The 25,182-nt window shown below is 72.5% G+C and carries 20 protein-coding genes; 12 read left to right on the top strand and 8 right to left on the bottom strand.

Annotated elements, in window-relative coordinates:
* Window positions 1-105: 105 nt before the first annotated feature.
* Together AB0I16_RS13830 and AB0I16_RS13825 are read right to left on the bottom strand one after the other, a co-directional pair.
* The gene (locus AB0I16_RS13830) at window positions 106-1,560 is read right to left on the bottom strand and encodes a glyceraldehyde-3-phosphate dehydrogenase (protein ID WP_363249561.1); all 1,455 of its coding nucleotides are present in this window, start codon (window positions 1,558-1,560) and stop codon (window positions 106-108) included.
* 58 nt (window positions 1,561-1,618) lie between these two features.
* Entirely contained in the window at window positions 1,619-2,341 is a 723-nt protein-coding gene (locus tag AB0I16_RS13825) for an endonuclease V (protein ID WP_363249560.1), read from the bottom strand.
* Between the two features lie 149 nt (window positions 2,342-2,490).
* Here AB0I16_RS13825 and AB0I16_RS13820 point away from each other — a divergent pair, with 149 nt between their 5' ends.
* From AB0I16_RS13820 to AB0I16_RS13810, 3 genes are all read left to right on the top strand, one after another.
* Entirely contained in the window at window positions 2,491-3,006 is a 516-nt protein-coding gene (locus tag AB0I16_RS13820; RefSeq protein WP_363249559.1) for a hypothetical protein, read from the top strand.
* Window positions 3,007-3,123: 117 nt separating this feature from the next.
* Complete coding sequence (locus AB0I16_RS13815) at window positions 3,124-4,599, top strand: SPFH domain-containing protein (protein WP_363249558.1); 1,476 nt, start codon at window positions 3,124-3,126, stop codon at window positions 4,597-4,599.
* A 10-nt stretch (window positions 4,600-4,609) separates the two neighbouring features.
* On the top strand, window positions 4,610-4,909 hold the full coding sequence (locus AB0I16_RS13810; RefSeq protein ID WP_363249557.1) for a YciI family protein: 300 nt from the start codon (window positions 4,610-4,612) through the stop codon (window positions 4,907-4,909).
* Between the two features lie 16 nt (window positions 4,910-4,925).
* Here AB0I16_RS13810 and AB0I16_RS13805 read toward each other — a convergent pair whose 3' ends face one another.
* The gene (locus tag AB0I16_RS13805; RefSeq protein ID WP_363249556.1) at window positions 4,926-6,035 is read right to left on the bottom strand and encodes an oxidoreductase; all 1,110 of its coding nucleotides are present in this window, start codon (window positions 6,033-6,035) and stop codon (window positions 4,926-4,928) included.
* A gap of 214 nt (window positions 6,036-6,249) precedes the next feature.
* Between AB0I16_RS13805 and AB0I16_RS13800 the strand changes: the two genes are divergently transcribed.
* On the top strand, window positions 6,250-6,666 hold the full coding sequence (locus AB0I16_RS13800) for an SsgA family sporulation/cell division regulator (RefSeq protein WP_363249555.1): 417 nt from the start codon (window positions 6,250-6,252) through the stop codon (window positions 6,664-6,666).
* Here AB0I16_RS13800 and AB0I16_RS13795 read toward each other — a convergent pair.
* A complete protein-coding gene (locus AB0I16_RS13795) occupies window positions 6,663-7,358 on the bottom strand; it encodes a GPP34 family phosphoprotein (RefSeq protein WP_363249554.1) in 696 nt (231 codons plus the stop codon). The two genes, AB0I16_RS13800 and AB0I16_RS13795, sit on opposite strands and share 4 nt — an antisense overlap.
* Before the next feature lie 332 nt (window positions 7,359-7,690).
* Between AB0I16_RS13795 and AB0I16_RS13790 the strand changes: the two genes are divergently transcribed.
* The 5 genes from AB0I16_RS13790 (at window position 7,691) to AB0I16_RS13770 (ending at window position 16,208) form a co-directional block, all read left to right on the top strand.
* On the top strand, window positions 7,691-9,334 hold the full coding sequence (locus AB0I16_RS13790; RefSeq protein WP_363249553.1) for an ATP-binding cassette domain-containing protein: 1,644 nt from the start codon (window positions 7,691-7,693) through the stop codon (window positions 9,332-9,334).
* Window positions 9,335-9,344: 10 nt separating this feature from the next.
* Window positions 9,345-11,657, top strand: coding sequence for an excinuclease ABC subunit UvrA (locus AB0I16_RS13785; RefSeq protein WP_363249552.1), 2,313 nt, complete (start codon window positions 9,345-9,347; stop codon window positions 11,655-11,657).
* Window positions 11,658-11,692: 35 nt separating this feature from the next.
* Complete coding sequence (gene ddaH, locus AB0I16_RS13780; RefSeq protein ID WP_363249551.1) at window positions 11,693-12,469, top strand: dimethylargininase; 777 nt, start codon at window positions 11,693-11,695, stop codon at window positions 12,467-12,469.
* A gap of 157 nt (window positions 12,470-12,626) precedes the next feature.
* Window positions 12,627-13,598: an acyl-ACP desaturase gene (locus AB0I16_RS13775; protein ID WP_363249550.1), complete on the top strand. Its 972-nt coding sequence runs from the start codon at window positions 12,627-12,629 to the stop codon at window positions 13,596-13,598.
* 138 nt (window positions 13,599-13,736) lie between these two features.
* A complete protein-coding gene (locus tag AB0I16_RS13770) occupies window positions 13,737-16,208 on the top strand; it encodes a hypothetical protein (protein ID WP_363249549.1) in 2,472 nt (823 codons plus the stop codon).
* A 150-nt stretch (window positions 16,209-16,358) separates the two neighbouring features.
* Here the strand turns inward: AB0I16_RS13770 and AB0I16_RS13765 are convergent, their stop codons facing one another.
* Complete coding sequence (locus AB0I16_RS13765; RefSeq protein WP_363249548.1) at window positions 16,359-16,610, bottom strand: WhiB family transcriptional regulator; 252 nt, start codon at window positions 16,608-16,610, stop codon at window positions 16,359-16,361.
* 225 nt (window positions 16,611-16,835) lie between these two features.
* A complete protein-coding gene (locus AB0I16_RS13760; protein WP_363249547.1) occupies window positions 16,836-17,621 on the bottom strand; it encodes a VOC family protein in 786 nt (261 codons plus the stop codon).
* Between the two features lie 240 nt (window positions 17,622-17,861).
* Between AB0I16_RS13760 and AB0I16_RS13755 the strand changes: the two genes are divergently transcribed.
* Complete coding sequence (locus tag AB0I16_RS13755; protein ID WP_363249546.1) at window positions 17,862-19,097, top strand: glycoside hydrolase family 64 protein; 1,236 nt, start codon at window positions 17,862-17,864, stop codon at window positions 19,095-19,097.
* Window positions 19,098-19,169: 72 nt separating this feature from the next.
* Here AB0I16_RS13755 and AB0I16_RS13750 read toward each other — a convergent pair whose 3' ends face one another.
* Window positions 19,170-20,195 (bottom strand): LacI family DNA-binding transcriptional regulator, encoded by a 1,026-nt coding sequence (locus AB0I16_RS13750; RefSeq protein ID WP_363249545.1) that lies wholly within the window; start codon window positions 20,193-20,195, stop codon window positions 19,170-19,172.
* Between the two features lie 384 nt (window positions 20,196-20,579).
* Between AB0I16_RS13750 and AB0I16_RS13745 the strand changes: the two genes are divergently transcribed.
* Window positions 20,580-20,813, top strand: coding sequence for a hypothetical protein (locus tag AB0I16_RS13745; protein WP_363249544.1), 234 nt, complete (start codon window positions 20,580-20,582; stop codon window positions 20,811-20,813).
* A 498-nt stretch (window positions 20,814-21,311) separates the two neighbouring features.
* On the opposite strand, the gene AB0I16_RS13740 is transcribed toward AB0I16_RS13745, so the two are convergent.
* Window positions 21,312-22,358 (bottom strand): multicopper oxidase domain-containing protein, encoded by a 1,047-nt coding sequence (locus tag AB0I16_RS13740; protein WP_363249573.1) that lies wholly within the window; start codon window positions 22,356-22,358, stop codon window positions 21,312-21,314.
* 417 nt (window positions 22,359-22,775) lie between these two features.
* Here AB0I16_RS13740 and AB0I16_RS13735 point away from each other — a divergent pair, with 417 nt between their 5' ends.
* Entirely contained in the window at window positions 22,776-25,130 is a 2,355-nt protein-coding gene (locus AB0I16_RS13735) for a ThuA domain-containing protein (protein ID WP_363249543.1), read from the top strand.
* Window positions 25,131-25,182: the final 52 nt, after the last annotated feature.

Below are 25,182 nucleotides of genomic sequence, written 5' to 3'. Positions count from 1 at the left end.
CCCCTGTCCGGCCGCGCCCCCCGGGCGGCGGCGTAGACCCGGCCGGTCCGCTCGCCCGGCGCGCGCAGGGGGCCCCGCGCGGGGCACCCCTCCACGGCCGCGGGATCAGGCCACCGGCACCGGGTACGTCGGGTACTCGACCCCGGAGACGTACTGCACGACGCGGATGACCTGGCACGAGTAGCCGAACTCGTTGTCGTACCAGAGGTAGAGGATCGCGCTGTCGCCGTCGACCTTGGTCGCGCCGGCGTCGACGATCGACGCGTGGCGCGAGCCGATGAAGTCGTTCGACACCGCGTCCGGGGCGCTGGTGAAGTCGATCTGACGCTTCAGCGGCGAGGTCAGCGACACGTTGCGGAGGTAGTCGAGGACCTCTTCGCGGGTGGCCTCGCGGCCGAGCGTCAGGCTGAGGATCGCGATCGAGACGTCCGGCACGGGGACGCGGATCGAGCTGCCGGTGATGGGCGCCTTGAGGTCGGGCAGCGCCTTGGCGACGGCGGAGGCGGCACCGGTCTCGGTGATGACCATGTTGAGCGGCGCGGAGCGTCCGCGGCGGTCGGCCTTGTGGTAGTTGTCCAGCAGGTTCTGGTCGTTGGTGAACGAGTGGATGGTCTCCACGTGGCCGCGCAGCACGCCGTACTCGTCCGCCATCGCCTTCAGCGGCGGGACGATCGCGTTGGTGGTGCACGAGGCGCAGGACAGGATCTGCTCGTCCGGCTTGATCGTGTCGTGGTTGACGCCGTGCACGATGTTCGGGACGTCGCCCTTGCCGGGCGCGGTCAGGACGACCTTGTCGATGCCGGGGCGCAGGTGCTGGGAGAGGCCCTCGCGGTCGCGCCACTTGCCGGTGTTGTCGATGAGGATGGCGTCCTTGACGCCGTACGCCGTGTAGTCGACCTCGGAGGGGTCGTTGGCGTAGATGACCTTGATCTCGTTGCCGTTGGCGATGATCGTGCTGTTCGCCTCGTCGACCGTGATCGTGCCCTGGAACTGGCCGTGGATGGAGTCGCGGCGCAGCAGCGAGGCGCGCTTGACGAGGTCGTCGGCGGCCCGGCCGCCGCCCGGGCGCACGACGATGGCGCGCAGGCGCAGGCCGTTGCCGGAGCCGGCCTTCTCGATGAGCAGCCGGGCGACGAGGCGGCCGATGCGGCCGAAGCCGTAGAGGACGACGTCGCGTCCCCGGCGGCACTCGATCTTGTTCTCACCCGTGGCGCCGGCCACGGCCTCGGCGGTGAACTCCGCCACCGAGAGCCCGCGGTCGTCGCCCTTGTACGTCGCGGCGAGCATGCCGAGGTCGATCTGCGAGGGGCCGAGGTCCAGGGTGGTGAGGGCCTGGAGGAACGGCAGCGTCTCGGTGACCGAGAGCTCCTCGCCGGCGATCTGCCGGGCGAACCGGTGCGTCTTGAGGATGCTGACCACCGACTTGTTCACCAGGGAGCGGCTGTGCAGCAGGACCGTGACGTCCCGCTCGCGGTGCAGCTTCCCGATGAGCGGGATCATCGACTCCGCGATCTCCTCGCGGTTCTTCCAATTGGTGAACGAGTCGTCATTGACAGTCACAGGAGTATCTTTCGAGCTAGGCGGCGCTCATATGCTAACCCGCTCGTCCTCGCGCCTCTCAACCGGCCGCTCCCCGCGGCCCCGAGGGGCCCTGACCGGCCGCCGCGCGCAGGGCCGCGCGGCACAGCGCGTCCGCGCGGCGGGTGGACTCCGGCAGCCGGTAGCGGGGCGTGAGGTTCAGCGTGTGGGCGCAGGCCTGGTCCAGGGTCACCCGGTGGCCGGCGGAGACGAAGACCGGCTTGACGCCCTCGCGGGTGCGCAGCGCGCGCCCGACCTCCTCCGCGCCGTCGAGCAGGGGCGAGGCGCTCCCGCGCGGCGCGGCCGGGTCCTCGTGGGTGAAGGTGAAGGGGTTCTTGGCGACGCCCATCGTCGGCAGCCCGGTCAGGACGCCGAGGTGGCTCGCGAGGCCGAAGCGGCGCGGATGCGCGACGCCGTAGCCGTCGCAGACGACGACGCCGGGGTCGGCGGCCAGCCGGGAGAGCGCGGTGAGCACGGCCGGGATCTCCCGGAAGGCGAGGAGGCCCGGCACGTAGGGGAAGGCGACGGCGCCGACCGCGGTGGCCTCCTCGACGACGGCGAGCGTCGCCGCGTCGAGGACCACGACGGCCGCGGCCACCACGTCCCGCTCGTCGTCGTACGCGACGTCGACGCCCGTCACGTGCCCGGTGCCCGGCCGCGGCCCCGAACCGTCGAGGAGGACGCGGGGCCGCAGCGCGTCCTGGACGGCAAGTGCCGCCTTCTCGCCGGTCGGCCACGCTTCGGGGAGTCGGTAATCGATCACGGGGCGGGAGCCTAGCGGTAGCCCCCGTCGGGGCCACCGGCATCAAAGACGCGTGAAGATTGCCGGAATCCGGCAATGCGGGTGGCCGTCCGTGCGTGACAGCCTCGGTCCGTACCGAGGCGGACGGCGAGGGACGGGGGAACGATCCGATGACGGTCTTTCTGGGTCTCGGCATCGCGGGAATCGTCCTGCTCGTGCTCTCGCTCGTCCTCGACGGGGTCCTCGAAGGGCTCTTCGACGGTGCGGGCGTCCTGGACGGCCTCTTCGACGGTCTCCTCTCGCTCCCGGTGATCGCCGGGTTCCTGTCCATGCTCGGCTTCGGCGGGGCGATCGTGCTCGGCACGACCGGCCTCGGCGCCGGCGCGGCCACCGCCGCGGGCGCCTGCGCCGGCGCCGGGGCGGGGCTGCTGACCTGGCGGGCGACCCGCGCCCTGATGCGCGACCAGACCGCGGCCACGCCGCGCGGCGACGACCTCGTGGGCACCGCGGGGTCCGTGGTCACCGCGATCCCGGCCGACGGCTACGGCGAGGTGCTGCTGCGTCTCGCGGGCCAGCCCGTGAAGTTCGCCGCCCGCAGCTCCGCCGCCGTGGCGCGGGGCACCGAGGTCTGGGTCGAGTCGGCCCTGACGTCCACCTCGGTCGCGGTGCGCCCCGTGGAGCGCTGAGCCCGGGCGCCACCGCGACCGCCCACCAGTACCTGGGCGAGGCCCACCGCCGCGTGGGCCGGGCCCACCACCATGTAACCGATCTGCCGTCCCCGGGTGGCAGGGGGGAATGCGCATATGAGTCCAGTCCTGACCGCCGTCGCCGGAGTCGTCGTACTCCTCGTCCTGCTGGCGCTCGTCGTCATCACCCGCTACAAGGTGGCCGGGCCGAGCGAGGCCTTCATCGTCACCGGGCGGCGCGGCAAGAAGTCCACCGATCCCGACACCGGCCGGGTGATGACCGACAACAGCGGCCAGAAGGTCGTGGTCGGCGGCGGCGTCTTCGTCGTGCCGTTCGTGCAGCAGAAGTTCACCCTCGACCTGTCGTCGCGGCACATCCCGATCGCGGTGCGCGGCGCCGTCACGCTGCGCGGCGTCAAGGCGAATCTCGAAGGCGTGGCCATCGTGAAGGTCGGCGGCACCGAGGACTCCATACGCGCCGCCGCGCAGCGGTTCCTCGTGCAGCAGGACGGCATCGTCGGCTTCACCCAGGAAGTGCTCTCCGGTGCGCTGCGCTCGATCGTGGGCCGGATGTCGGTGGAGGACATCATCCGGGACCGCGCCGCCTTCGCCGGGCAGGTCGCGGAGGAGGCCGAGGCCAGCCTCTCCGGACAGGGCCTGGTGCTCGACGCCTTCCAGATCCAGGACATCACCACCGAGGGCTCGTACCTGGAGGACCTCGGACGCCCCGAGGCCGCGCGCGCCAGGCAGGAGGCGGACATCGCCGAGGCGGTGGCGCGCCGCGCCGCCGAGCAGGCGCGGCTGAAGGCCGAGGAGGAGATCGCGGTCGCCCAGCGGACGTTCTACCTCAAGCAGGCCGAGATCAAGGCCGAGACGGACGAGGCCGCGGCGCGCGCCGGCGCCGCGGGACCGCTCGCCGAGGCGGCCAGGCAGCAGGACGTCCTGACCGAGCAGGAGAAGGTCGCCCAGCGCCAGGCCGCGCTGACCGACCGGGAGCTGGACACCAAGGTCCGCAAGCCCGCCGACGCCGCGCGCTACCAGGCCGAGCAGGAGGCGGAGGCGCGCAGGATCAGCCTGGTCAAGCAGGCCGAGGCCGACGCCGAGCGGGCCCGTCTGACCGGTGAGGGCGAGAAGGCGCAGCGCGCGGCGCTGGCCGACGCCGTCCGTCTGGAGGGCGAGGCCGAGGCCGCCGCGATCGGCGCGAAGGGCTCGGCCGAGGCGGAGGCGATGCACAAGAAGGCCGACGCGTTCACGCGGTACGGGGACGCGGCGATCCTGCAGATGCTCGTCGAGGTCCTGCCCAGCGTGGTGGCCAAGGCGTCGGAGCCGCTGAGCGCGGTGGACAAGATGACGGTGATCTCCACGGACGGGGCGGGCCGGCTGTCCCGTACGGTCGCCGACAACGTCGCCCAGGGGATGGAACTGCTCAGCTCCACCACGGGCGTCGACCTGGCCGAACTCCTGAAGGGCCTCACCGGCGGCAGCGGGTCCCCGCAGCCGCGGACGACCCCGCCGAACGGCACGGCCAAGACCGGCGACCAGCCGGCCGGCTCTCGCGAGGCCGCCGGGCCCACGGGCCCAGGGGCCCGGTAGCCTCGCGGTCATGTTTGTTCTCGAACTGCGCTACACCGCGCCCCTCTCCACCGTCGACGAACACCTGCCGGCGCACGTCGCCTGGCTCGACGAGCTCTACGAAGCCGGGGCCGTCATCGCGTCGGGGCGCAAGAACCCGCGCGACGGCGGCGTGCTCATCGCCGTCGCGCCGGACCGCGCCCGCGTCGAGGAGATCATCGCCTCCGACCCGTACACGCGGGCCGGGGTCTGCGAGTACCGCGTCACCGAGTTCTGTGCGACGAGGACGGCACCGGCGCTGGCCCCCTACCGGGAGCAGCTTCCCGCGTGATGTGCGGCGCGGGTGGTCAGCCGCGCTCAAGGCGGGCGACCCGGCCCTTCTCGCCCGCCGCCCAGCAGCCCCTTGGGCCCGCGCAGTCCACGGTGTCGTAGGACCCGGCGTCGGCCGTGCGCCAGGTCCGGCCGCCGTCCGAGGTGACGTCGGTGCCGGTCGGGCCGACCGCGAGGGCGGTGGCGCGGCCGTGCGGGAAGAACGTGACGCCGGAGCGGTAGGCCGGCGGCGGCTGCCCGGCGGGGCGCCAGGTGCGGCCCCCGTCGCGGGTGGTGGCCGCGGCCTCAGGTGACGCCTGGCCGGCGCGGTGGTCGCCGCCGACCGCGATGCCGTGCGTACGGTCGCGGAAGGCGAGGCCGAAGACGCCGCGGGCCGGGTCGCCCGCCGGGACCGGCGCGTCCGTGGCCCGCCAGGTCAGGCCGCGGTCGGCGGAGTGCAGGACGCGTGCGCGGGCCGCGCCGCCGGTGGCGAGCCAGACGTCCCGCGGACCCGTGCTGACCAGGCACTGGCCGCTCGCCGCGAACGCCGCCTCGCCCTGCTGCGCGGCGGGCGTCCCGGTGTCCGGCAGGACCTTCCACGAGCGGCCGCCGTCGGCGGTGGACAGGATGCGGTACCTGCCGTCGACCGGGTCGCTCACGGCCAGGCCGTGGCGGTGGTCGAAGAAGGTCATGCAGTCGTAGAACGCCCTGGGGTCGGTGTTGCGGAAGGACTCGGTCCAGGTCGCGCCGCCGTCGTCGGTGCGCAGCACCCGGGAGGCCTCGCCCTCGCCGATGGCGAGCACGACCGCGCGCCGGCCGTCGAAGGCCTCCACGTCCCGGAACTCCAGGCTCCCGGCACCCGGCGGGGACACATCGCGCCACGTCCCGCCGCCGTCCGCGGTGCGCAGGACGGTGCCCCCCGAGCCGGCCACCCAGGCCGTGGCACGGCTGACGGCGGCGAGTCCGCGGAAGCGCGCTTCGGTGCCGCTCTCCTTGAGCCGCCAGCTCAGACCCTGTGCGAAGGGGTCCTCCTGGCCGCCGGTGCGCGCCTGCGCGGGGGCCGCGAGCACGGCTCCCGCGAGTGCCGCCCCGCAGAGTCCCGCGAGCACCGTGCGCCTCATCGACTTCGACTTCCCCATGGCCCTCATGGCGGGCGAAGCTAGCCGACGCGCCGGGGTCCGTCCAGATGGCCTGAAGGCGTCCCCCGCGCCCGGGCCGCCGGGAACCGCCGGGCCCTCCACGGTGTCGCGGTGACAGAGGTCACTCGGTCCCACCCGCCCTCGATGTGCACGGATTCCGTCATTCCGTCGTCTATCCAGGTGTCGACCCCAGTCGTCCAGCAGTTCAGTGAGGGAGCAGGCGTTGTCCACCGTCATCGAGCAAGCCGTAGAGGCCCGCCTGGTCGCCGCCGCGCCGCGGATGCAGACCATTCCCGCGACCCTGCACTACGACCGGCGGGACCCCTTCGCCGTCCGGATGAGCTTCCCCGCCCCCGCGACCCTGGAAGGCGTCGAGGTCTGCTGGACGTTCGCCCGCGAGCTGCTCACCCAGGGCGTGGAGCACGCGACCGGCGACGGCGACGTCCGCGTGCGTCCGTACGGCTTCGACCGCACGGTCGTGGAGTTCCACGCGCCCGAGGGCACGGCGATCGTCCACGTCCGCACCGGGGAGCTGCGCCGCTTCCTGCACGGCACGACGGCCCTCGTGCCGCTCGGCCAGGAGCACCGCCACGTCGACCTCGACGAGGACCTGGCCGCGCTGATGCGGGACGCCTGCTAGCCACCGCCTCCGTCGCCTCCCGAGCCGGACGAGCGGGCGGCCTCGGCCGCCGCCACCGCGGAGGCCAGGGCCTTGCGGAGGCCGCGCATCGCCGAGCGCAGCTCCGGTGAGGAGCCGCCGCCGCGGTCGGTCAGGGCTTCGAGCCGGTCCTTGTGCCGCCTGCGGTCCCTGCCGGTGACGAGGGGGCGTACCTTGCCGGTGGCCGCGCAGACGACGAGGGCCGCGTCGCCCTGGGCCACGTCGGTGACCGGCAGCGGGCCGCGCAGCACGGCGAGGGCCTCGGCCCGGAGCGTCTCGGCGTGGTCCGCGCGCTCCGGCTCCCAGTACCGGACGGGGAAGATCCCGAGGGCACGCCGGTGCCCCGCGCGCAGATGGCCGTGGGCGGTCAGCTCGTCGCGGACCGCGGTGAGGGTGGCGCCGGAGCGGTGCGTGACCCAGCCCCGCCAGCCGCGGGGCCGGGACCGCTCGACGAGGTCCAGGACGCCGTCGAGCACGGCGTCACCGGTGCGGCTGCCCGCGACGGGCGTGAGGGTGCCGCCCGCCTCGTGCAGCAGCCCGCGCTGGGCCAGCTCCGCCAGCGCGCCCGCGCGGACCGCGAGGTGGAGGTCGGGGCCTCCGGTGAACCTGTGCCGGTCCGGGCTCCACGACAGCAGGAAGAGCCTGGCGGGCAGGGAGAGCGTGCCGTAGTGCATGGCGCCTCCTCGACACGGGGACGGCGGGGCCTCGCGGACGGCGGGGCCTCCTCGACGACGTTAATCCGTTGACACCCGCCACGCCCCCTCGTACGTTGACAGCGGTTCTGTTGCCGTCGTCAGGAGAAGGACGTTGCTCGTCTGAGGTCATGAGACACCGCGTCACGCAGCCCTCCGCTGTCGTGTTCGCCGCGTGTGCGACCTCGGCGCATGAGCCGTCCCGTCTCCCCCGGCACAGGCCATTTCCTTCTCTCTCCGGCCTCACCCCCGCCGCGGTGTCTCGAACGCGTTTGCCCTGACCGCGCTCCACACCACGCAACCGCGAGGCCCATATGTCTACCCACCCCACCTCCGTCACCGTCACGTCGCTCGACTTCACCTGGCCCGACGGGACCCGCGTCTTCGACGGCCTCCAGATGGCCTTCGGCCCCGGCAGGACCGGGCTCATCGGCGTCAACGGCTCGGGTAAGTCCACCCTGTTGAAGCTGATCGCCGGGGAGCTCACCCCCACCGACGGCACCGTCAAGGTCTCCGGCGAGGTCGGCCGGCTGCCGCAGAACGTCACCCTCGACACCGGCCTCCGCGTCGACGAGGTGCTCGGCATCGCCGCCGCCCGCGCCGCGCTGCACGCCATCGAGGCGGGCGACGCGAGCGAGGAGCACTTCACCGCCGTCGGCGACGACTGGGACGTCGAGGAGCGCGCCCTCGCCACCCTCGACCGGCTCGGGCTCGGCCACCTCGGCCTCGACCGCACCACCGGCGAGGTGTCGGGCGGCGAGTCGGTGCTGCTGCGCCTCGCCGCGCTGCTGCTGCGCGAGCCGGACGTGCTCCTGCTCGACGAGCCGACCAACAACCTCGACCTGTACGCGCGCCGGCGGCTGTACGCGGCCGTCGAGGCGTGGTCCGGGGTCCTCGTCGTCGTCAGCCACGACCGTGCGCTCCTCGACCTGGTCGACCAGATCGCCGACCTGCGCGAGGGCGAGGTCACCTGGTACGGCGGGAACTTCTCGTCGTACGAGGCCGCCCTCGCCGTGGAGCAGGAGGCGGCGGAGCGCATGGTGCGCGTCGCCGAGTCCGACCTGCGCAAGCAGAAGCGCGAACTGGTCGACGCCCAGGTCAAGTTGGCCCGCCGCAAGCGGTACGGCCAGAAGATGTGGGACCAGAAGCGCGAACCGAAGATCATCATGGGCGCCCGCAAGCGGGCCGCCCAGGAGTCGGCGGGCAAGCACCGCATCCTGCACGAGGAGAAGCTCGCCGAGGCCAAGGAGCGCCTCGACGACGCCGTGGAGGCGGTGCGGGACGACGATGAGATCCGCGTCGACCTGCCCCGGACCCTCGTGCACCCCGGGCGCACGGTCCTGACCCTCAACGGCCTCGACCTGCGCCACGGGGCCCGGGTGAAGGGCGTGTTCGAGCTGCGCGGCCCCGAGCGGATCGCGCTGGTCGGACGGAACGGAGCCGGCAAGACCACGCTCCTGCGGACCATCGCGGGAGAGCTCGACCCGGTCTCCGGCGAGGCCCTGGCGCACGTACCGCTGCGCTTCCTGCCGCAGCGCCTCGACGTGCTCGACGACGAGCTGACCGTCGCCGAGAACGTGGCCGCGTACGCGCCCGACGCGACGAACAACCGCGTCAGGGCGCGGCTCGCCCGCTTTCTCTTCAAGGGGGCCAAGGCGGACCAGCGGGCGGCCACCCTCTCGGGCGGCGAGCGCTTCCGCGCGGCGCTCGCGGCGCTGCTGCTCGCCGAGCCCGCGCCGCAGCTCCTCATGCTCGACGAGCCGACGAACAACCTGGACATGGCGAGCGTCAGGCAGCTGTCGACGGCCCTGGAGTCGTACCAGGGGGCGCTGATCGTGGCCAGTCACGACCTGCCGTTCCTCGAATCCATCGGCATCACGCGTTGGCTGAACATGGACGGGGAGCTGACGGAGATCACCCAGGAAAAGAAGACAGGGGCTGTCGGGTATCCCGGCTAGCTTCGCCAGCATGCGCCATGACAAGCGACACGACACCCACCAGCACATCGTCATCGCCGGAGCCCGCGAGAACAATCTCAAGGAGGTGGACCTGCGCATCCCGAAGGGCCGTCTCACGGTCTTCACCGGGGTGTCGGGCTCGGGCAAGTCGTCGGTCGTCTTCGACACGATCGCGGTCGAGAGCCGGCGTCAGCTCAACGAGACCTTCACCTGGTTCGTCCGCAACCGGCTGCCGAAGTACGAGCGGCCGCACGCGGACGCCATCGAGGACCTCTCGCCCGCGATCGTCGTCGACCAGCGGCCCGTCGGCGGCCACTCGCGCTCCACGGTGGGCACGATGACGGACGTCTACTCCGTGATCAGAGTGCTGTTCTCCCGGCACGGCACCCCGAGCGCGGGCCCGGCGACGGCGTACTCCTTCAACGACCCCGCGGGCATGTGCCCGGAGTGCGACGGCCTCGGCAGGACGGTGCGGCCCGACTACGGCCGCATCCTCGACCCGGCCAGGTCCCTGGCGGACGGCGCGATCCTCTTCCCGCCGTTCGCAGCGGGGACCTGGCAGGGGCAGACGTACACCCACACCCCCGACCTGGACACGCGCAAGCCGGTCGGCGAGTTCACGGAGAGCGAGCGGCGGTTCCTGCTGCGCGGCGGCCGGAGCGCGGCGAAGGTCACGGTCGACAACACCGGGGGCGCCCGCGACATCGACTACGAGGGCCTCGCCGACCGCTTCGAGCGGCTCTACCTCAACCGCGACCTGTCCACGCTCTCCCAGCGCACCCGCGACCTGGTGCGGGGCTTCCTCGCCGAAGGTCCGTGCCCCGCCTGCCACGGCGCCCGCCTCAACCCGGCCGCGCTCGCCACCCGCGTCAACGGTCTGGGCATCGCCGACTGCACGCGGATGGAGGTCAGCGACCTGATCCGCGAGCTGGGGCGCGTCGACGGCCCGGTGGCGGGCCCGATCGCGCGGGCGGCCGTGGCGGCACTGGAGCGGATCGAGGCGATCGGCCTCGGCTATCTGAGCCTGGACCGCGAGACGTCGACGCTCTCCGGCGGTGAGGGCCAGCGCCTGAAGACGGTGCGCCACCTCGGCTCCAGCCTCACCGGCATGACGTACATCTTCGACGAGCCGAGCGTCGGCCTGCACCCGCGCGACGTGGGGCGCCTGTGCGACCTGCTGCTGCGCCTGCGCGACAAGGGCAACACCGTCCTCGTCGTCGAGCACGACCCGGACGTCGTCGCGGTCGCCGACCACGTCGTCGACATGGGACCGGCCGCCGGCGGCGACGGCGGCCGGGTCGTCTTCGAGGGCACACCGGACGAGCTGCGCCGGGCGGACACCCTCACCGGACGCGCGCTGCGCCGCACGACCGGCGTCAAGGAGCACCCGCGCGAGCCGGACGGCGGCCACTGGATCAAGGACGCCGACCTGCACAACCTCAAGGACGTCAGCGTGCGCGTGCCTGCCGGGGTGCTCACGGCGGTCACCGGCGTCGCCGGTTCCGGCAAGAGCACGCTGGTGAAGGTGTTCACCGAGGCGCATCCGGACGCCGTGGTGGTCGACCAGTCGTCCATCGGCGTCTCGGGCCGCTCGACCCCGGCGACCTACCTCGGCGTCATGGACACCATCCGCAGGATCTTCGCCCGGGAGACCGGCACGGACGCCGGCCTGTTCAGCTTCAACTCCCGCGGCGCGTGCGAGCACTGCCAGGGGCGCGGGACCATCCACAGCGACCTGGCGTTCATGGACCCGGTGACCACGACCTGCGAGCGCTGCGAGGGTCGGCGGTTCAAGGACGAGGTGCTGCGGCTCACCGTCCGCGGCCGGTCCGTCGTGGACGTCCTGGCGATGACGGCCGACGAGGCCCTGGAGTTCTTCGCGCCGTTCGACGACCCGGGGGTGCGCCGCAGGCTGAGCGCCCTGCGGGACGTGGGGCTCGGCCACCTCACGCTGGGCAGGCAGCTGAGCACCCTGTCCGGCGGTGAGCGCCAGCGCATCAAGCTCGCCACGCAGCTGCACCGCACCGGCACCACGTACGTCCTCGACGAGCCGACCACCGGGCTGCACATGGCGGACGTCGACGGGCTGCTCGCGCTCCTCGACCGGCTCGTGGACGCGGGCAACACCGTCCTCGTGGTCGAGCACGACCTGGACGTCGTCAAGCACGCGGACTGGGTGATCGACCTCGGCCCCGAGGGCGGCAAGCACGGCGGGCGGATCGTCTTCGAGGGGACCCCGGCGCGGCTCGCTGCGGACGGCGAGTCCCTCACCGCCGATCATCTGCGCCGGGCCCTGGGCGGGCGGCGAGCGCGCGCTGCATGATGTGCGGCACTGCCCCGCACCCGTGAGGAGAGCCCGTGCCCAGCAAGAAGGCCCTGATCCGCCGCCCGGGACCACGCGTCGCCGACGGCCTGGTCACCCACCTCCGCCGCGCGCCCGTCGACCGGGACCTCGCGCTGCGGCAGTGGGACGCGTACGTGGGGGCACTGGCCGCTCACGGCTGGGAGACCCTGGAGGTGGAGCCGGCCGACGACTGCCCCGACGCGGTCTTCGTGGAGGACACGGTGGTGGTCTTCCGCAACGTCGCGCTGATCGCCCGGCCCGGCGCGAAGTCCCGGCGCGGTGAGACGCCTGGCGTCGAGGAGGCGGTGGGCCGGCTCGGCTGCTCGGTGAACTGGGTCTGGGAGCCGGGCACGCTGGACGGCGGTGACGTCCTCAAGGTGGGCGACACGATCTACGTGGGGCGGGGCGGCAGGACGAACGCGGAGGGCGTGCGGCAGGTGCGGGCCGTCTTCGAGCCGCTCGGCGCGCGCGTCGTCACCGTCCCCGTCACCCAGGTCCTGCACCTGAAGTCGGCGGTGACGGCGCTGCCCGACGGTACGGTCATCGGGTACGAGCCGCTGGTGGACAGCGGCTCGCTGTTCCCCCGCTTCCTCGCGGTGCCGGAGGAGGCGGGCGCGCACGTGGTGCTCCTCGGCGGGGCGAAGCTGCTCATGGCGGCGAGCGCGCCGAAGAGCGCGGAGCTCTTCGCCGAGCTGGGGTTCGACCCGGTTCCGGTCGACATCAGCGAGTTCGAGAAGCTGGAGGGCTGTGTGACGTGTCTCTCAGTGCGGCTCCGGGAGCTGTACGCCTGACCAGCGGGGAGGCCCTTGTTACGCCGGGGCGCTCAGGGGTACCGGTTTCCCACTCTCTTTACGGAGGGCTTAACCTACGGCAACGTAACCTACGACACCGTAGGTAGTGCACCGCTCGCACTGCCCGTAAGTACTCCCGTCCCCCTATGGAGCCCACGTGACGATCACCTCTCCCCACCTCGGCAGCGCGGACAGCTGGACCGACGCCCGTCTGCTCTACGCGCTGGAGGAAGTGGTCGAGCGGGAACTGAACCGCCACCTGAAGGTGGCGAAGGACTGGATGCCGCACGAGTACGTCCCGTTCTCGGACGCGCGCAACTTCCCCGGCTTCTTCGAGGACGGCGAAGCGTGGGAGAAGGGCCAGTCACCGGTCACCGACATCGGCCGGACCGCCCTGGTGGTCAACCTGCTCACCGAGGACAACCTGCCCAGCTACCACCACGAGATCGCCTCCCTCTTCGGCCGCGACGGCGCCTGGGGCAACTGGGTGCACCGCTGGACCGCCGAGGAGGGCCGCCACGGCATCGTGATGCGCGACTACCTCCTCGCCTCGCGCGCCGTCGACCCGGACCAGCTCGAACAGTTCCGCATGATGCACATGAGCGAGGGCTTCGAGTCGGACAACGGCCACTCGATGCTGCACTCGGTCGCCTACGTCGCCTTCCAGGAGCTGGCGACCCGCATCTCGCACCGCAACACGGGACACCAGTCAGGCGACCCCGTCTGCGACCGCATGCTGGCGCGCATCGCGACCGACGAGAACCTGCACATGGTCTTCTACCGCAACCTCCTGAAGGCCGCCTTCGAGCTCGCGCCCGACCTGACCATGCAGGCCGTGCGGGACGTCGTGGTCAACTTCCGCATGCCGGGACACGGCATGCCCGGCTTCGAGCGGGCCGCCGCGCAGATGGCGATCGGCGAGGTCTACAACCTGCGCATCCACCACGACGACGTGCTCCAGCCCGTGCTGCGCCACCTGAAGGTCCTGGAGATCGACGGCCTCGGCCCCGAGGGCCTCAAGGCCCAGGAGGAGCTCGGCTTCTTCATGGGCGGCCTCGACGCGGAGGCCGCCAAGTTCGACGAGAAGCTGGCCGCGCGCAAGGCGCGGCTGGCGGCCCGGGGGGCCTGACCTCCCCGGCTCCCGCTCACCGGACGGGCCGGGACCGCGCCGCGTGGCGCGGTCCCGGCCCGTCCGCGTACCGACCATCGCCGCGGCGATTTACGGCCGCGCTCCCCGGTGCAACGGTGGACGCGGGGGTGACGACCCATGGCGCAGACCCATGAGTGGATGTTCTACGAGGTCATGTGGCGCAGCTGGGCGGGGAGGGCGCAGGTGCCCTGCCCCGTGCCGTGGTGGGCGCAGCAGGCCTTCCGGCGCTGGAGCGACGACTTCGACTCCGGCACCTACGCATCGAAGGAGGCCGCCCTGGCCTCCAACGCCCTGTACCGCTACTGGCACATGGTCGGGGTGAAGGACCACCGCCAGGAGTCCCTGGTGGGACAGGCGGGCGAGATCGAGCCGGTCTACGACAAGTACTGCCTGTCGTTCTTCCTCTTCGACCCCGCGACGGGTGCCCTGAACCTGCCGCAGCTCCCGGAGGGCGGGCAGGTCGTGCAGCGCATGGAGGCGCCGCACCTGCCGGTGGTCCTGACGGACTTCCGCACGCCGGACGGCGTCGCGTTCGTGCAGCGCACCTTCGCGACGACGGTCGGCGCCCGGCAGCGGGACCTGGTCGTGACGCGGCTGACCGTGGGCTCGGTCACCGGGCGACCGCGCGAGGGCTGGCTCTGCGCGGCGGTCATGCCGGCCGGGCCGAGCGGCTTCCAGCGGCACGACCGCAACGGCCGCCAGATCACCGACAGGCGGCTCACCTTCCTGCGGCACCTGCCGGAGGAGAACCGGGTGGAGACCAACACGGGCTGGGGCCCGGTGTTCGACAGAGCTCCCGAGCAGTACGGGGTGTACGGCAACCCCGGTCTCTCGTACGACCCCGGGGTCTATCTGACGCACAGCCCCTTCCACGACCTGGTCACGGGCGGCAAGCTGAACGGCGCGCTCCAGGCGCAGGACCAGATCGCGGGGCTGTGCAGCGCCGCGTTCGCGTGGCCGTTCCGGGTCGTCGACGACGAGGTGTTCGAGCTCGACGCGCGGCTGCCCGTCGACTTCTACAGCGGGGCCGCCGACCTGGCCGAGATCACCGGGCCCCCCGCGGCCGACCTGGAGGAGGCCAACCGCCGCTTCTGGACGACGAAACTCTGCGAGCAGGGGGTGCAGCCGGAGCTGCCGCGCGAGGTGGGGCACCTGACGGACCTGTTCCGCGAGGCGCGCTCGCAGTTGCTCATCCTCTCCGACGGGGGCGAGATCCACCCGGGCCCGACGGTCTACGACTCGTTCTGGATCCGCGACTCGTCCGTGGAGGCCACGGCCTGTTCGCTGGTCGGGGACGCGGCGCTCGCCGAGCACCAGCTCGGCACGCACTATCCGCTGAAGTTCAACCGCGGCACGGGCCGCGTCGGGCCGTGCGCCGAGTACGGCTTCTACGGCGGCCCGCACGAGCGCGACGACCGCGAGTGGGACAGCAACGGCCAGGCGCTCTGGGCGATCGGCCGGTTCGACCGCACGCGGGGCCGCGCCGCCGCGTTCGGCGCCAGGCTCTACACCCCGTACGTGATCGACGGCGCCCGGTGGCTGCGCGACAACCGCGACCAGTACGGGCTGCTGCACAGCGGCTGGAGCGCCGAGCACCTGGGCGAGCGCGACAAGCCGCACTACTGGGACGACCTGTGGGCGCTGGCGGGCCTGTACGAGGCGGCGCGCCTCGCGGAGCGGATCGGCGCGCCGGACGTTCCCGAACTGTGGGCGGCCTTCGCCGACGTGCAGCGGGCCACGGCGGCCTCCATCCGCTGGGTGCTCGAAGAGCAGCGCCGGCGCGGGGAGTGGGAGACGTACATCCCGACGGGGCCCGGTGACGTGGGGCGCCTGGACTCGACGATGATCGGCGCCGCGGCGTTCTTCCATCCGCTGCGGCTGCACATGGGCAGCAAGCTGGGGCCCGACATCGACAGGGCGGCGCGCTGGACGCTGGACACGATGTACGCGCACTTCGTCTCCGGCGGCTACCGGCACGAGGCCGCGTGGAACGCCTTCGGCCCCTATCTGACCACGCAGTTGGCGCACGCGTACCTGCTGGCGGGCGATCCGGGGCGGATGGACGAGCTGCTCGGCTGGATCGTGGGGGCGGCGTTCCCGCGGGCCGAGGAGCGGGCGGTGGCCCTCGGCGCGTGGAACGAGCAGCACGCCTTCACCCTCGCGTCGGACTTCCGCGAAGTGCCCTCACGGCACTGGTACATGGGCGACATCCCGCACGGCTGGGCCGCCGCCGAGTACCTGCTCCTGATCCGCGACATCCTGCTCTTCGAGGCGGACGAGGACCGCGACCCGCATCTGTACGTCGCGCCGGGCGTGCGTCCGCACTGGGTGCCCGACGGTGCCGCGGTGGCCGTGGAGGCGGCGCCGACGCTGTTCGGCGAGCCCTTCGGCTACCGTCTCGTCCACGACGCGGGCGCGCGGACGGTGACGGTGGACGTGAGCGAGGCGCCGGAGCGGGTGCGCTACGTCTATCCCTGCCGGTTCGGCCGGGTCCGCGCGGCGACCGCGGACGGCCGCGGGCTCACCGTCTCCGGCGACGACGTCCAGGTCCCGGCGGGGACCCGGCGGTTCACGGTCACGTACGCGTGAGCGCGGGGCCGCTGTGACCGCGGTCCCGCGGGCCGGGGTCCCGGAACCGCACGCCCGAGGGCGCCCGCCCGTCCCCCGTGGCGGGCGCCCTCCGTCGCGGCGGGTGGCTTCATGGCCGGCACGCGCGTGCCGGCCGCTGTGGGCGGGCGGTCAGGCGCGGGGGGCGGCGCGTCTGAGGGCGTACCGCTCCTTCTCGGAGAGCCCGCCCCAGACGCCGAAGCGCTCGTCGTTGGCGAGTGCGTAGTCCAGGCAGGCCGAGCGCATGGTGCACATCCGGCAGATGTACTTCGCCTCGCGCACCGAGCTGCCGGGCTCGGGGAAGAAGAAGTCGGCTCCGGTCTGGGCACACAGTGCCTGCTCCTGCCAGGCGAGCTGGGGCTGGGCCGTCGTGTCGATCTGCATGGCACCGATGCTGCCCGAGCCCGCGAAACAACCGATCAACGAACGATCAACGCCGCGGCGCGGGCCGTTCAGCCCGGCGGAGACCTGCCCCGGCCGGCGGCGCGCGAAACCACCGGACGCCGGTCGCCCCCCGCAGATCACGGCCCCCCGCGGCCGGGCCGCCGCCCTCGGGACGCACGCGCCCCGGCGGGCGGCGGTCCGGCGCCGCTCACCCCGGCCGCGGGCCTACGCGGGCGACGGCTGGAGCACCGCGAAGCGGGCGCCCGCCGGGTCCGCCAGCTTGGCGAAACGGCCCACCCCCTCCATGGAGACCGGCTCCATCCGCACCGTCCCGCCGTGCCGCCCCGCCGCGGCGGCCGCCGCGTCGCAGTCGGTCACCTGGAAGTACGGCAGCCAGTAGGCCCCCGCGTCCGCCTCCGAGGGATCGCTGTCGAGCGGGACCACGCCGCCGAACATGTCGTCCTCGGTGCCGTCCCCGGGATACACCATGGTGTAGGTGCCGCCGGGGAAGGACTGCTCCACGGTCCGCCAGCCGAACACCGAGCCGTAGAACCCCGTGGCCGCGGCGACGTCCGGGGTGTACAGCTCGGTCCAGACCAGGCCGCCCGGTTCGTTCACCACATCGACGCCCTTGAGCCGTCCCTGCTGCCACGCGGCGAACTGGATGCCCGCCGGGTCGGTGAGCACCGCCATGCGGCCGAGGTCGAGGACGTCCGTGGTGTCGAAGACCGCGCCGCCCCCGGCCTGCTCCACCGCCTTCACCGTGGCGTCGACGTCCTGCGCGCGGAAGTACAGCGTCCAGGCGGGCGGGCTCATGTCGGCGGGCACGGCCATCGCCCCGGCCGCGGTCCTCCCGCCCTGGCGGAACTGGCCGTATCCCCCCACTTCCGGGCCTCCGCGCCGCAGCTCCCAGCCGAAGAGCTCGCGGTAGAAATCCTTGACGTGGTCGAGGTCCGGGGCGCATGTGTCGGCCCAGACGGGAGCGCCCGGGACGAAACGGGTACTGAGCATGATCGACTCCTTTGTCGCATCTCTCCGTTCTCCCTCCGAGTCTGGCACCGGCCACTGACAATCCGCCCGACCGCCGCCGAACCACCCGCGAGCGGCCGAAGAGACACCCCGTCATGCCGTCACTACCTGAACGAACAACATTGATGAGAGCGCTCTCAGTCCTATGTCTTGACGCCACAACGGCCCGCCGCGACAGTGGTGCACCACCCCACACGCCCCCCACCGTGCAGGAGTCCCCCCGTGATATCGCGTCGCATGTTCCTGACGACCACCGCAGGCGCCGCGGGCGCCCTCACCTACCCCCTCTGGGGGACCGCTCTCAGCCCCGGCGCCCGAGCCGGCGGCAGGGCCGCGCCCGCCACCTGCGAGCTGGCCCTGCGGAACAAGTCGCTGCCGGGCGAGGTCAACGCCTACGTCACCGGACACGAACTCGGCACCGACCGCTGGGTCCTGCTCAAGCCCGACGGCGGCGTCTACCGCCCCGACTCCCCCTCTGCCCCCCGGACCCCGCTGCCCGTCGACTGCGCCATCCCGCTCGGCGCCGCGGGCTCCGCGCCGAAAATCCTGACGCTGCCCCAGATGTACGGTGCCCGCGTCTACTTCGTGCGCGACGACAAGCTGGACTTCTTCCTCAACCCCGGCCCCTCCCTGGTCGAGCCCGCCTTCGCGACCAAGGAGGACCCCAACTACGGCCGGACCTGGTCATTCTGCGAGTTCACCTTCAACACCCAGCAGCTCTACGCCAACATCAGCTACGTCGACCTCGTCACCGCCCTGCCCATCGGCCTGACCCTGGAGGGCGACGGCACCCACACCGTCGCCCCGCTGCCCGACGGCGCCGTCGACAGGATCGCCTCGGACCTCGCGGCGCAGGCGGCGAGGGACGGGCAGCCGTGGGACGACCTGGTCATCCGCGGCGACGACGGCGTGCTGCGCGTGATCTCCCCCCAGAACCTCATGGCGCCCTTCTTCGACCGGCCCGAGCAGATGCCGTTCCGCGACGTGTGGGACAGCTACATCGACCGGGTGTGGGACAAGTACCGCTCCACCGACCTGAAGATCGACCTCCAGGGCGGCCGGGGCGTCCTCACCGGGCGCGTCAGCGGCGACGTCCTGACGTTCGGCGGCGGCCACTCCTTCGCCAAGCCGACGTCGAAGGACATCTTCACCTGCAACCACGGGCCCTTCGCCAACAACCCCGGCGACCCCGACGACAAGAAGGGGCTCCTCGCGCGGCTCGCCGCCGGGTTCAACCGCAGCATCATGCTCACCCACCCCCAGCAGCCGAACGGCACCGGCTCCGGCGACTACTACCGGGACGCGGTGACCAACCACTACTCACGCGTGGTGCACGCCAACTCCCCGATCGGATACGCCTTCCCGTACGACGACGTGCGCCCCGACGGCGAGCCGGACGTCTCGGGAGCCGCCCACGACGGCAACCCTCGGCGGTTCACGGTGAGCGTCGGTTCATGAGGCCGTAGCCCCGCCCGGCGGGGCCGCCGGTCGCCCCCCGTGCCTCACCGCGGGCCGGGCCGTGGCCGGCGGTCACGCCGAGGCCCTGCGCACCAGGGCGGTCGGCAGCACCACGCTCGCGGGGCCCGCGGCGAGGCCGTCCCCGCCCCTGCCCTTGAGCAGCATGCGGGCCATCAGCCGGCCCATCTCCTCGATGTCCTGGCGGACCGTCGTCAGCGGCGGCTCCGTCTGCTCGGCCACGAGCAGCATGTCGTCGAAGCCGACCACCGCCACGTCGTCCGGCACCGACCTGCCCCGCTCCCGCAGGACCCGCAGGGCACCGGACGCCGACAGGTCGTTGGCGGCGAAGACGGCGTCGAGTTCCGGCTCGGCGTCCAGGAGGCGCCGCATCGCCCGCTCGCCGCCCGCGAACGTGAAGTCGCCCTCCTCGATCAGCCGCGGGTCGGCGTCGGGGGTGACGTCCCTGAAGCCGTCGAGCCGGTCGACCGCGGAGGTCTGGTCGAGCGCCCCGGTGATGTGCGCGATGCGGCGCCGCCCGAGTCCGACCAGATGGCGCACCGCCTCGCGCGCGCCCCCGCGGTTGTCGCAGTCGACGTACGGCGCGGCGCGCTCCCCCGCGCCCGCGTCCCGCCACCCTGGCCGGCCGCCGAACACGGTGGGCAGGCCCGCCCCGCGGATGATGCCCGGCAGCGGGTCGTCCAGGTGCAGCGAGAAGACGAGGGCGCCGTCGACGTGGCCGCCGGACAGATAGCGGCCGACCCGCTCGTGGTCGTCCCTGCCCTCGGTGAGCAGCAGGACGAGCTGTACGTCACGAGCCGTCAGCTCCTTGCTGATGCCGCGGAGTTGGAGGGCGAAGAAGGGGTCGGCGAAGACCCGGGTCCCCGATTCGGCGATCACCACGGCGACCGCGTCGTGGCGGCGGGTGACGAGGCTGCGGGCGGCGTGGTTGGGGACGTAGCCGAGTTCGTCGACGGCGTGCCTGACCTTGTCGGCCAGCTCCTGGCGCACCCCCGGCCCGCCGTTGACGACGCGCGAGACCGTGGCGCGCGAGACCCCCGCTCGGGCGGCCACGGCCTCCAGGGTGGGGCGCTGTGCCACGCTCGGCTCCTCGGTCACCTTCGACGCTCCGTTCTCGGCGGCGGATGCTTGGGGGTCACGCTGGGCGGCGGTCCGCGACCACCGCCTCACGGCCATCCTTCCGCATCGGCCCCGACGGCCGTCGGCACGGGGCCGAACCTGACACCCGGCGGGGGCCTCGGGGCGGCGGCGTCGGACCGCGGAACGACTAGTTCACCACCCAGGGACTCCGTACTCGGGGGCGGAGCACGGTGTGGTCGTGTTCCGTTCGGAGCGGCTGACCGCCGCCGACCCCGCGTACCGCCGGTCGGTCGCACACGTCCTCGCCGCGCTCCCCGCGGACACGGCACGGCCGACCGGCCCCGCGGCCCACGGGGGCGGATCTCGCAGGACGGCCATGCCGCGGTGGCGGCGTTCCCGATGGCCGCCGGCCTCTCCGACCGCTCCGACGAGGCCGCCGGGACGCGGCCCGGGGGCGGCCGGTCGAGCGGCATCCCGGTCGCGCTGCTCGCCCTGCGGCTCTCGTCCGGTGTCCTCGTCTCGGCCCTGGCGCCGGTGGCGATGGCGGTGAGCGCGGTGCCGGCGTGCACGGCGCTGCTCGGGTCCTCGCCGAGCCGCCGGGCCCGGACCGGTTCGTGACGGTCGTCGGCATCGGGAGCCGGCGCCCAGCGTGCCCACCGGGTACTGTCCTGGCGCCGCCGCGGCCGACCGGACACGGAACCTGGAGATCCCCCGACGTGATCACCACCGTGGGGGCGATGGAGACTTCGCCCGCTTAGGGATGTCCGGCCGCGCCAGGATCCGCGGCTACCGCGTTCTTCACGCGGGCCCGCGAATTGCTCGCACTGGGGGCCGGCTCGTCGTGCAGACGATCACCTGGGGGCACCGCTTCCCCAGGCCCCGGAGCTACTGCGCGGCCTGTATCCGGCGAGCCGCGTGTACCGCGAGTGCGACCCCTCCTACCTGGGCGTTCTGACCGCGCCGCGGAGCCGGCCGACCGGCCTGGACGCGGACTGCGACCGTGCGGTGGAACTGGTCGGACAGCAGCGCGCGCCGGCCGCCCGGCGGGGGCCGGTGGCGCAGGCGGTGACGCCCGGCCGCCGCCGTCCCGCCCCGTCCAGCGGTGCCGCCCGGAGCCTAGTGGTGGTGCCCGGACGAGGCCCCGCCCCCACCGGAACCCTTCGCGTCCTCCGCGTCCTTCCCGGCCTTCGCGCCCTTCGCGGACTTGGCCGCATGGTGCGGCTCGTAGTCCGGGATCGTGCCGTCCTTCTTCCTCACCAGGAACAGGCCCGCCATCCCCATGTCCGAATGGCTCTGGACGTGGCAGTGGTACATCCAGGCCCCGGCCCCGACCCCCTCGCCCGCGACGACCTGGAAGCCGAAGGAGTCCCCGGGCCCGGTGATCTTGTCGTCGAGGATCTGGCTGGGGTCGTCGGGGCCGGTCAGCATGCCCGTGCGGTTGTCCGCCCAGCGGTGACCGTGCACGTGGAACGTGTGGTAGTACTCGCCGTGGGTGATCGACACGAACTCGACCCGGTCACCCACCGTGGCCTCGAAGGTCGGGCTGTCGTGGCCGGACTTGTTGTTGATCGTCATGTCGTTGAAGACGATTGTGAAGGTCTTGTCGGGCAGCAGATCGCCCTTGCGCCGCACGATCAGTGGCCCGTAGAGGCCCTTGCGCACACCCCCCGTGCCGTGGTCCGTGCCGACGACGTGGTCGTGGTAGTGCCAGTAGCCGGCGGTCCCGGGCCGCCACGTGCCGTCCTTGCGGCGACCGGGGGCGTGCGTGCGCCAGGTGTAGGTGCGCTTGCCGCCCGGCTCGACGTGGCTGTTGGTGTGCCGGGTGCCGTCGCTGGAGATCTCGTAGTCCATGCCGTGGACGTGCAGGCTGGCGTCCACGTCGGTGGTGTTCTCGAACTCGATGTGCAGGGTGTCGCCCTCGTTGAGTTCGATGAGCGGGCCGGGGATCGACGCCTTGCCCTTCTCCAGGCCGTAGCCCAACTGCCCGTCGGGCAGCTTCTCGGCGTACATCGTGATGCGCTTGACCTCACCGCCCGCGGGGGCGGTCCGCGGGGTCTCGGCGGTGCTCGCCTCGGGCGCGTTCACCATCGACAACGATGTCACCCCGGCCGCGGCGACCGCGCCGCCCGCCAGCATCTTCTTGTTGAAGCTCCGCCTGTCCATGCGGAACGTGGCCGCCGAGCGGAATCCGTCCATGCCGCGTCCACCCATGCTGAACTCCCCACTGCCCTACGGAGAATGACGGGGCGCGGGAGCCCCGGGGACGGCCATACGGTAACGACCGCACCTTCGTTTATCCACACTCAGGACAAAGTTGGTGCCATCCCGGTGATACCTATTGGCGAGTCGCGAAAAGAGGTCTAGCTTCGTCGGCGCTGTTGCTGTGACCGACGAGGGGTGGGTGTACTCATGCGGCTCTCACCGCATCAAGGGCCCTTGGCCGTACGAGGACCGAACAGAGCACGACGCGGAACGAGACGCTCGCGCCGCGCCGTGGCGGCCGCGCTGCTCTCCGGAGCCCTAACCGCCGGCGCGCTCTCGGCACCGGCCGCGTCCGCGCGGCCGTACCCGGAACCGCCCATGACAACGATGTCCCTTCCGTCGCCCCCGGGCGGCGCCAACGTCAAGGTCCTCGTCTTCCACGGCTCGGCGGCGGGCGGCGACGAGTCCCCCGTCGTCAACGCCGGCATCGAGGCCATCGAGAGGATCGGCCTGACGGGCCCCGAGGCCCAGCGGTTCAAGATCGTGGCGACGGACGACGCGTCCGTCTTCACCGACGAGAAGAAGCTCGGCAGGTTCAACGCCGTCGCCTTCCTGACGGGCGGCGGCGACGTCCTCGACGCCGAGCAGGAAGCGGGCCTTGAGACCTACATGGAGGCCGGCGGCGGCTTCCTCGGCATCCACGACGCGGCCCGCGCCGAGCCGTACTCCTCGTGGTTCACCGGGCTGATCGGCGCCCGCCCGGCCGACGCGAGCCCCGGCGACGTGCAGCGCGCCACCGTCGAGGTCGGCGACCGCCAGAACCCGGCGACCAAGGACCTGCCCCTGGAGTGGAAGCGGCCCGACCGCTGGCTGAACTGGACCAAGAACCCCTCGGGGGAGGTGCACACGGTCGCCCGCGTACGGGAGTCGACCTACCGGCCGGGCGCGGGCAAGAACGGCTGGGACCACCCCGTGTCCTGGTGCCGCGACTACGACGGCGGCCGCTCCTTCTACACCGGCATGGGCGGCACGGCGGCGTCGTACGACGAGGCGGACTTCCGCAGTCATCTGCGCGGCGCCCTGCTGTGGACCACCCGCATCGCACGGGCCGACTGCCAGTCGACGATCACCGCCAACTACCGGGCGGAGCGCCTCACCCAGGCCAACAAGCCGGGCGAGAACGACCAGATCGGTGAGCCGCACGGCCTGGTCACCGCGCCCGACGGCAAGGTCTTCCACATCGGCCGCGGCGGCGCGGACTCCTCCCGCCCGGTGGTCACGGACTGGAACGACCCCGACATCGGCAAGGGCACGGGCGAGATCCACGTCTACGACCCCGAGACCGGGAAGTCGACGCTCGCGGGCGCGCTGACCGTCTTCGGCAACAAGGGCGGCGGCGATGAGCTGACCAAGGTCGAGGAGGGCCTGCTCGGCATCGAGCTCGACCCACAGTTCGAGCGGAACGGGTGGGTGTACCTGCACTACACGCCCCACTCGAAGATCGACCGCGAGACACACATGGCGCAGCGCTACGTCTCCCGGTTCACCTACGACCAGGGCACGGGCAGGCTCGACATGGGCAGCGAGAAGGTGCTCCTGAAGTGGCCGGTGCAGATCCACAGCTGCTGCCACGCGGGCGGCGGCATGGCCTGGGACTCCAAGGACAACCTCTACATCGCGACGGGTGACAACAACTCCTCGCAGTTCTCCGACGGTTACTCGGGCAACAACCCGCAGCCGAACTTCAAGGGCGTCTCGTTCGCCGACGCGCGCCGCACGGCCGGCAACACCAACAACCTCAACGGCAAGATCCTGCGCATCCACCCCGAGCCCGACGGGACGTACACGCTCCCCGAAGGCAACCTCTTCACCGGCGAGGAGCAGGCCGAGGGCGGCGGCAAGACGCGCGGCGAGATCTATGTGATGGGTGTCAGGAACCCGGCGCGCATCAGCGTCGACAAGAAGACGGACACGCTGTACGCGGGCTGGGTCGGCCCGGACGCCGGTTCGCCCTCCACGACGTGGGGCCCGGCCAAGTACGACACGTTCGCGGCGATCACCCACGCCTCCAACCGCGGCTGGCCGTACTGCATGGGCAACAACCAGCCCTACCGCGACCGCAACCTGCCGGACCCGTCGAAGCCCCTGGGCTGGTACGACTGCAAGAACCTCAAGAACGAGTCGCCGAACAACGACGGCCTGGTCGACATCCCGCCGGCCGAGCCCAACAACATCTGGTACTCGCCGCAGGGCGGCGGCGTCGACTACCCGCGCGACGCCAAGGGCGTGCCGAGCTACAAGACGGCGGAGCAGAAGATCCTCCTGCCGTGGCTCAAGGGCGGCGGCCAGGCCACGATGAACGGCCCCGTCTACCGCTACGACGCGGCGAGCACGAGCGCCGGCAAGTGGCCCGCGTACTGGGACGGCAAGTGGTTCGTCGGTGACTTCTACGACTCCGACCAGCCGCGGCACGCGGTGGTGACCGACCCGAAGACGGTCGGCAAGGGCGGTCCGCCCGTCCACGCCGAATCGCTCAAGAAGATCATCCCGATCGGCAACGACGGCATCAAGAACCTCATGGACTGGAAGTTCGCGCCGGACGGCTCGCTGTACGTCCTCGACTACGGCCGCGGCTTCTTCACCTCGGACTCCAGGTCGGCGCTGTGGCGCGTGACCTACAAGGGCAAGGCGGCGACCCCGGCCGCCGGCGACCTGGCAAGGAAGGCGGGATGATGCGTTCTCCGACGCGGCGCACCACGCGCGCACGAAGGTCCCTACGGAGACG

It is taken from the genome of Streptomyces sp. NPDC050703, from assembly GCF_040654435.1.
Taxonomy (GTDB): Bacteria; Actinomycetota; Actinomycetes; order Streptomycetales; family Streptomycetaceae; genus Streptomyces.
This window is presented reverse-complemented; position numbering and strand designations above follow the sequence as displayed.

Excerpts from the sequence above, each read along its gene's own strand:
- AB0I16_RS13820 (WP_363249559.1), top strand. The coding sequence starts at position 2,491 with ATGACGGTCTTTCTGGGTCTCGGCATCGCGGGAATCGTCCTGCTCGTG.
- AB0I16_RS13810 (WP_363249557.1), top strand. The coding sequence starts at position 4,610 with ATGTTTGTTCTCGAACTGCGCTACACCGCGCCCCTCTCCACCGTCGAC.
- AB0I16_RS13770 (WP_363249549.1), top strand. The coding sequence starts at position 13,737 with ATGGCGCAGACCCATGAGTGGATGTTCTACGAGGTCATGTGGCGCAGC.
- AB0I16_RS13790 (WP_363249553.1), top strand. The coding sequence starts at position 7,691 with ATGTCTACCCACCCCACCTCCGTCACCGTCACGTCGCTCGACTTCACC.
- AB0I16_RS13740 (WP_363249573.1), bottom strand. The coding sequence starts at position 22,358 with ATGGACAGGCGGAGCTTCAACAAGAAGATGCTGGCGGGCGGCGCGGTC.
- AB0I16_RS13805 (WP_363249556.1), bottom strand. The coding sequence starts at position 6,035 with ATGAGGGCCATGGGGAAGTCGAAGTCGATGAGGCGCACGGTGCTCGCG.
- AB0I16_RS13735 (WP_363249543.1), top strand. The coding sequence starts at position 22,776 with ATGACAACGATGTCCCTTCCGTCGCCCCCGGGCGGCGCCAACGTCAAG.
- AB0I16_RS13765 (WP_363249548.1), bottom strand. The coding sequence starts at position 16,610 with ATGCAGATCGACACGACGGCCCAGCCCCAGCTCGCCTGGCAGGAGCAG.
- AB0I16_RS13785 (WP_363249552.1), top strand. The coding sequence starts at position 9,345 with ATGCGCCATGACAAGCGACACGACACCCACCAGCACATCGTCATCGCC.
- AB0I16_RS13760 (WP_363249547.1), bottom strand. The coding sequence starts at position 17,621 with ATGCTCAGTACCCGTTTCGTCCCGGGCGCTCCCGTCTGGGCCGACACA.
- AB0I16_RS13795 (WP_363249554.1), bottom strand. The coding sequence starts at position 7,358 with ATGCACTACGGCACGCTCTCCCTGCCCGCCAGGCTCTTCCTGCTGTCG.
- AB0I16_RS13815 (WP_363249558.1), top strand. The coding sequence starts at position 3,124 with ATGAGTCCAGTCCTGACCGCCGTCGCCGGAGTCGTCGTACTCCTCGTC.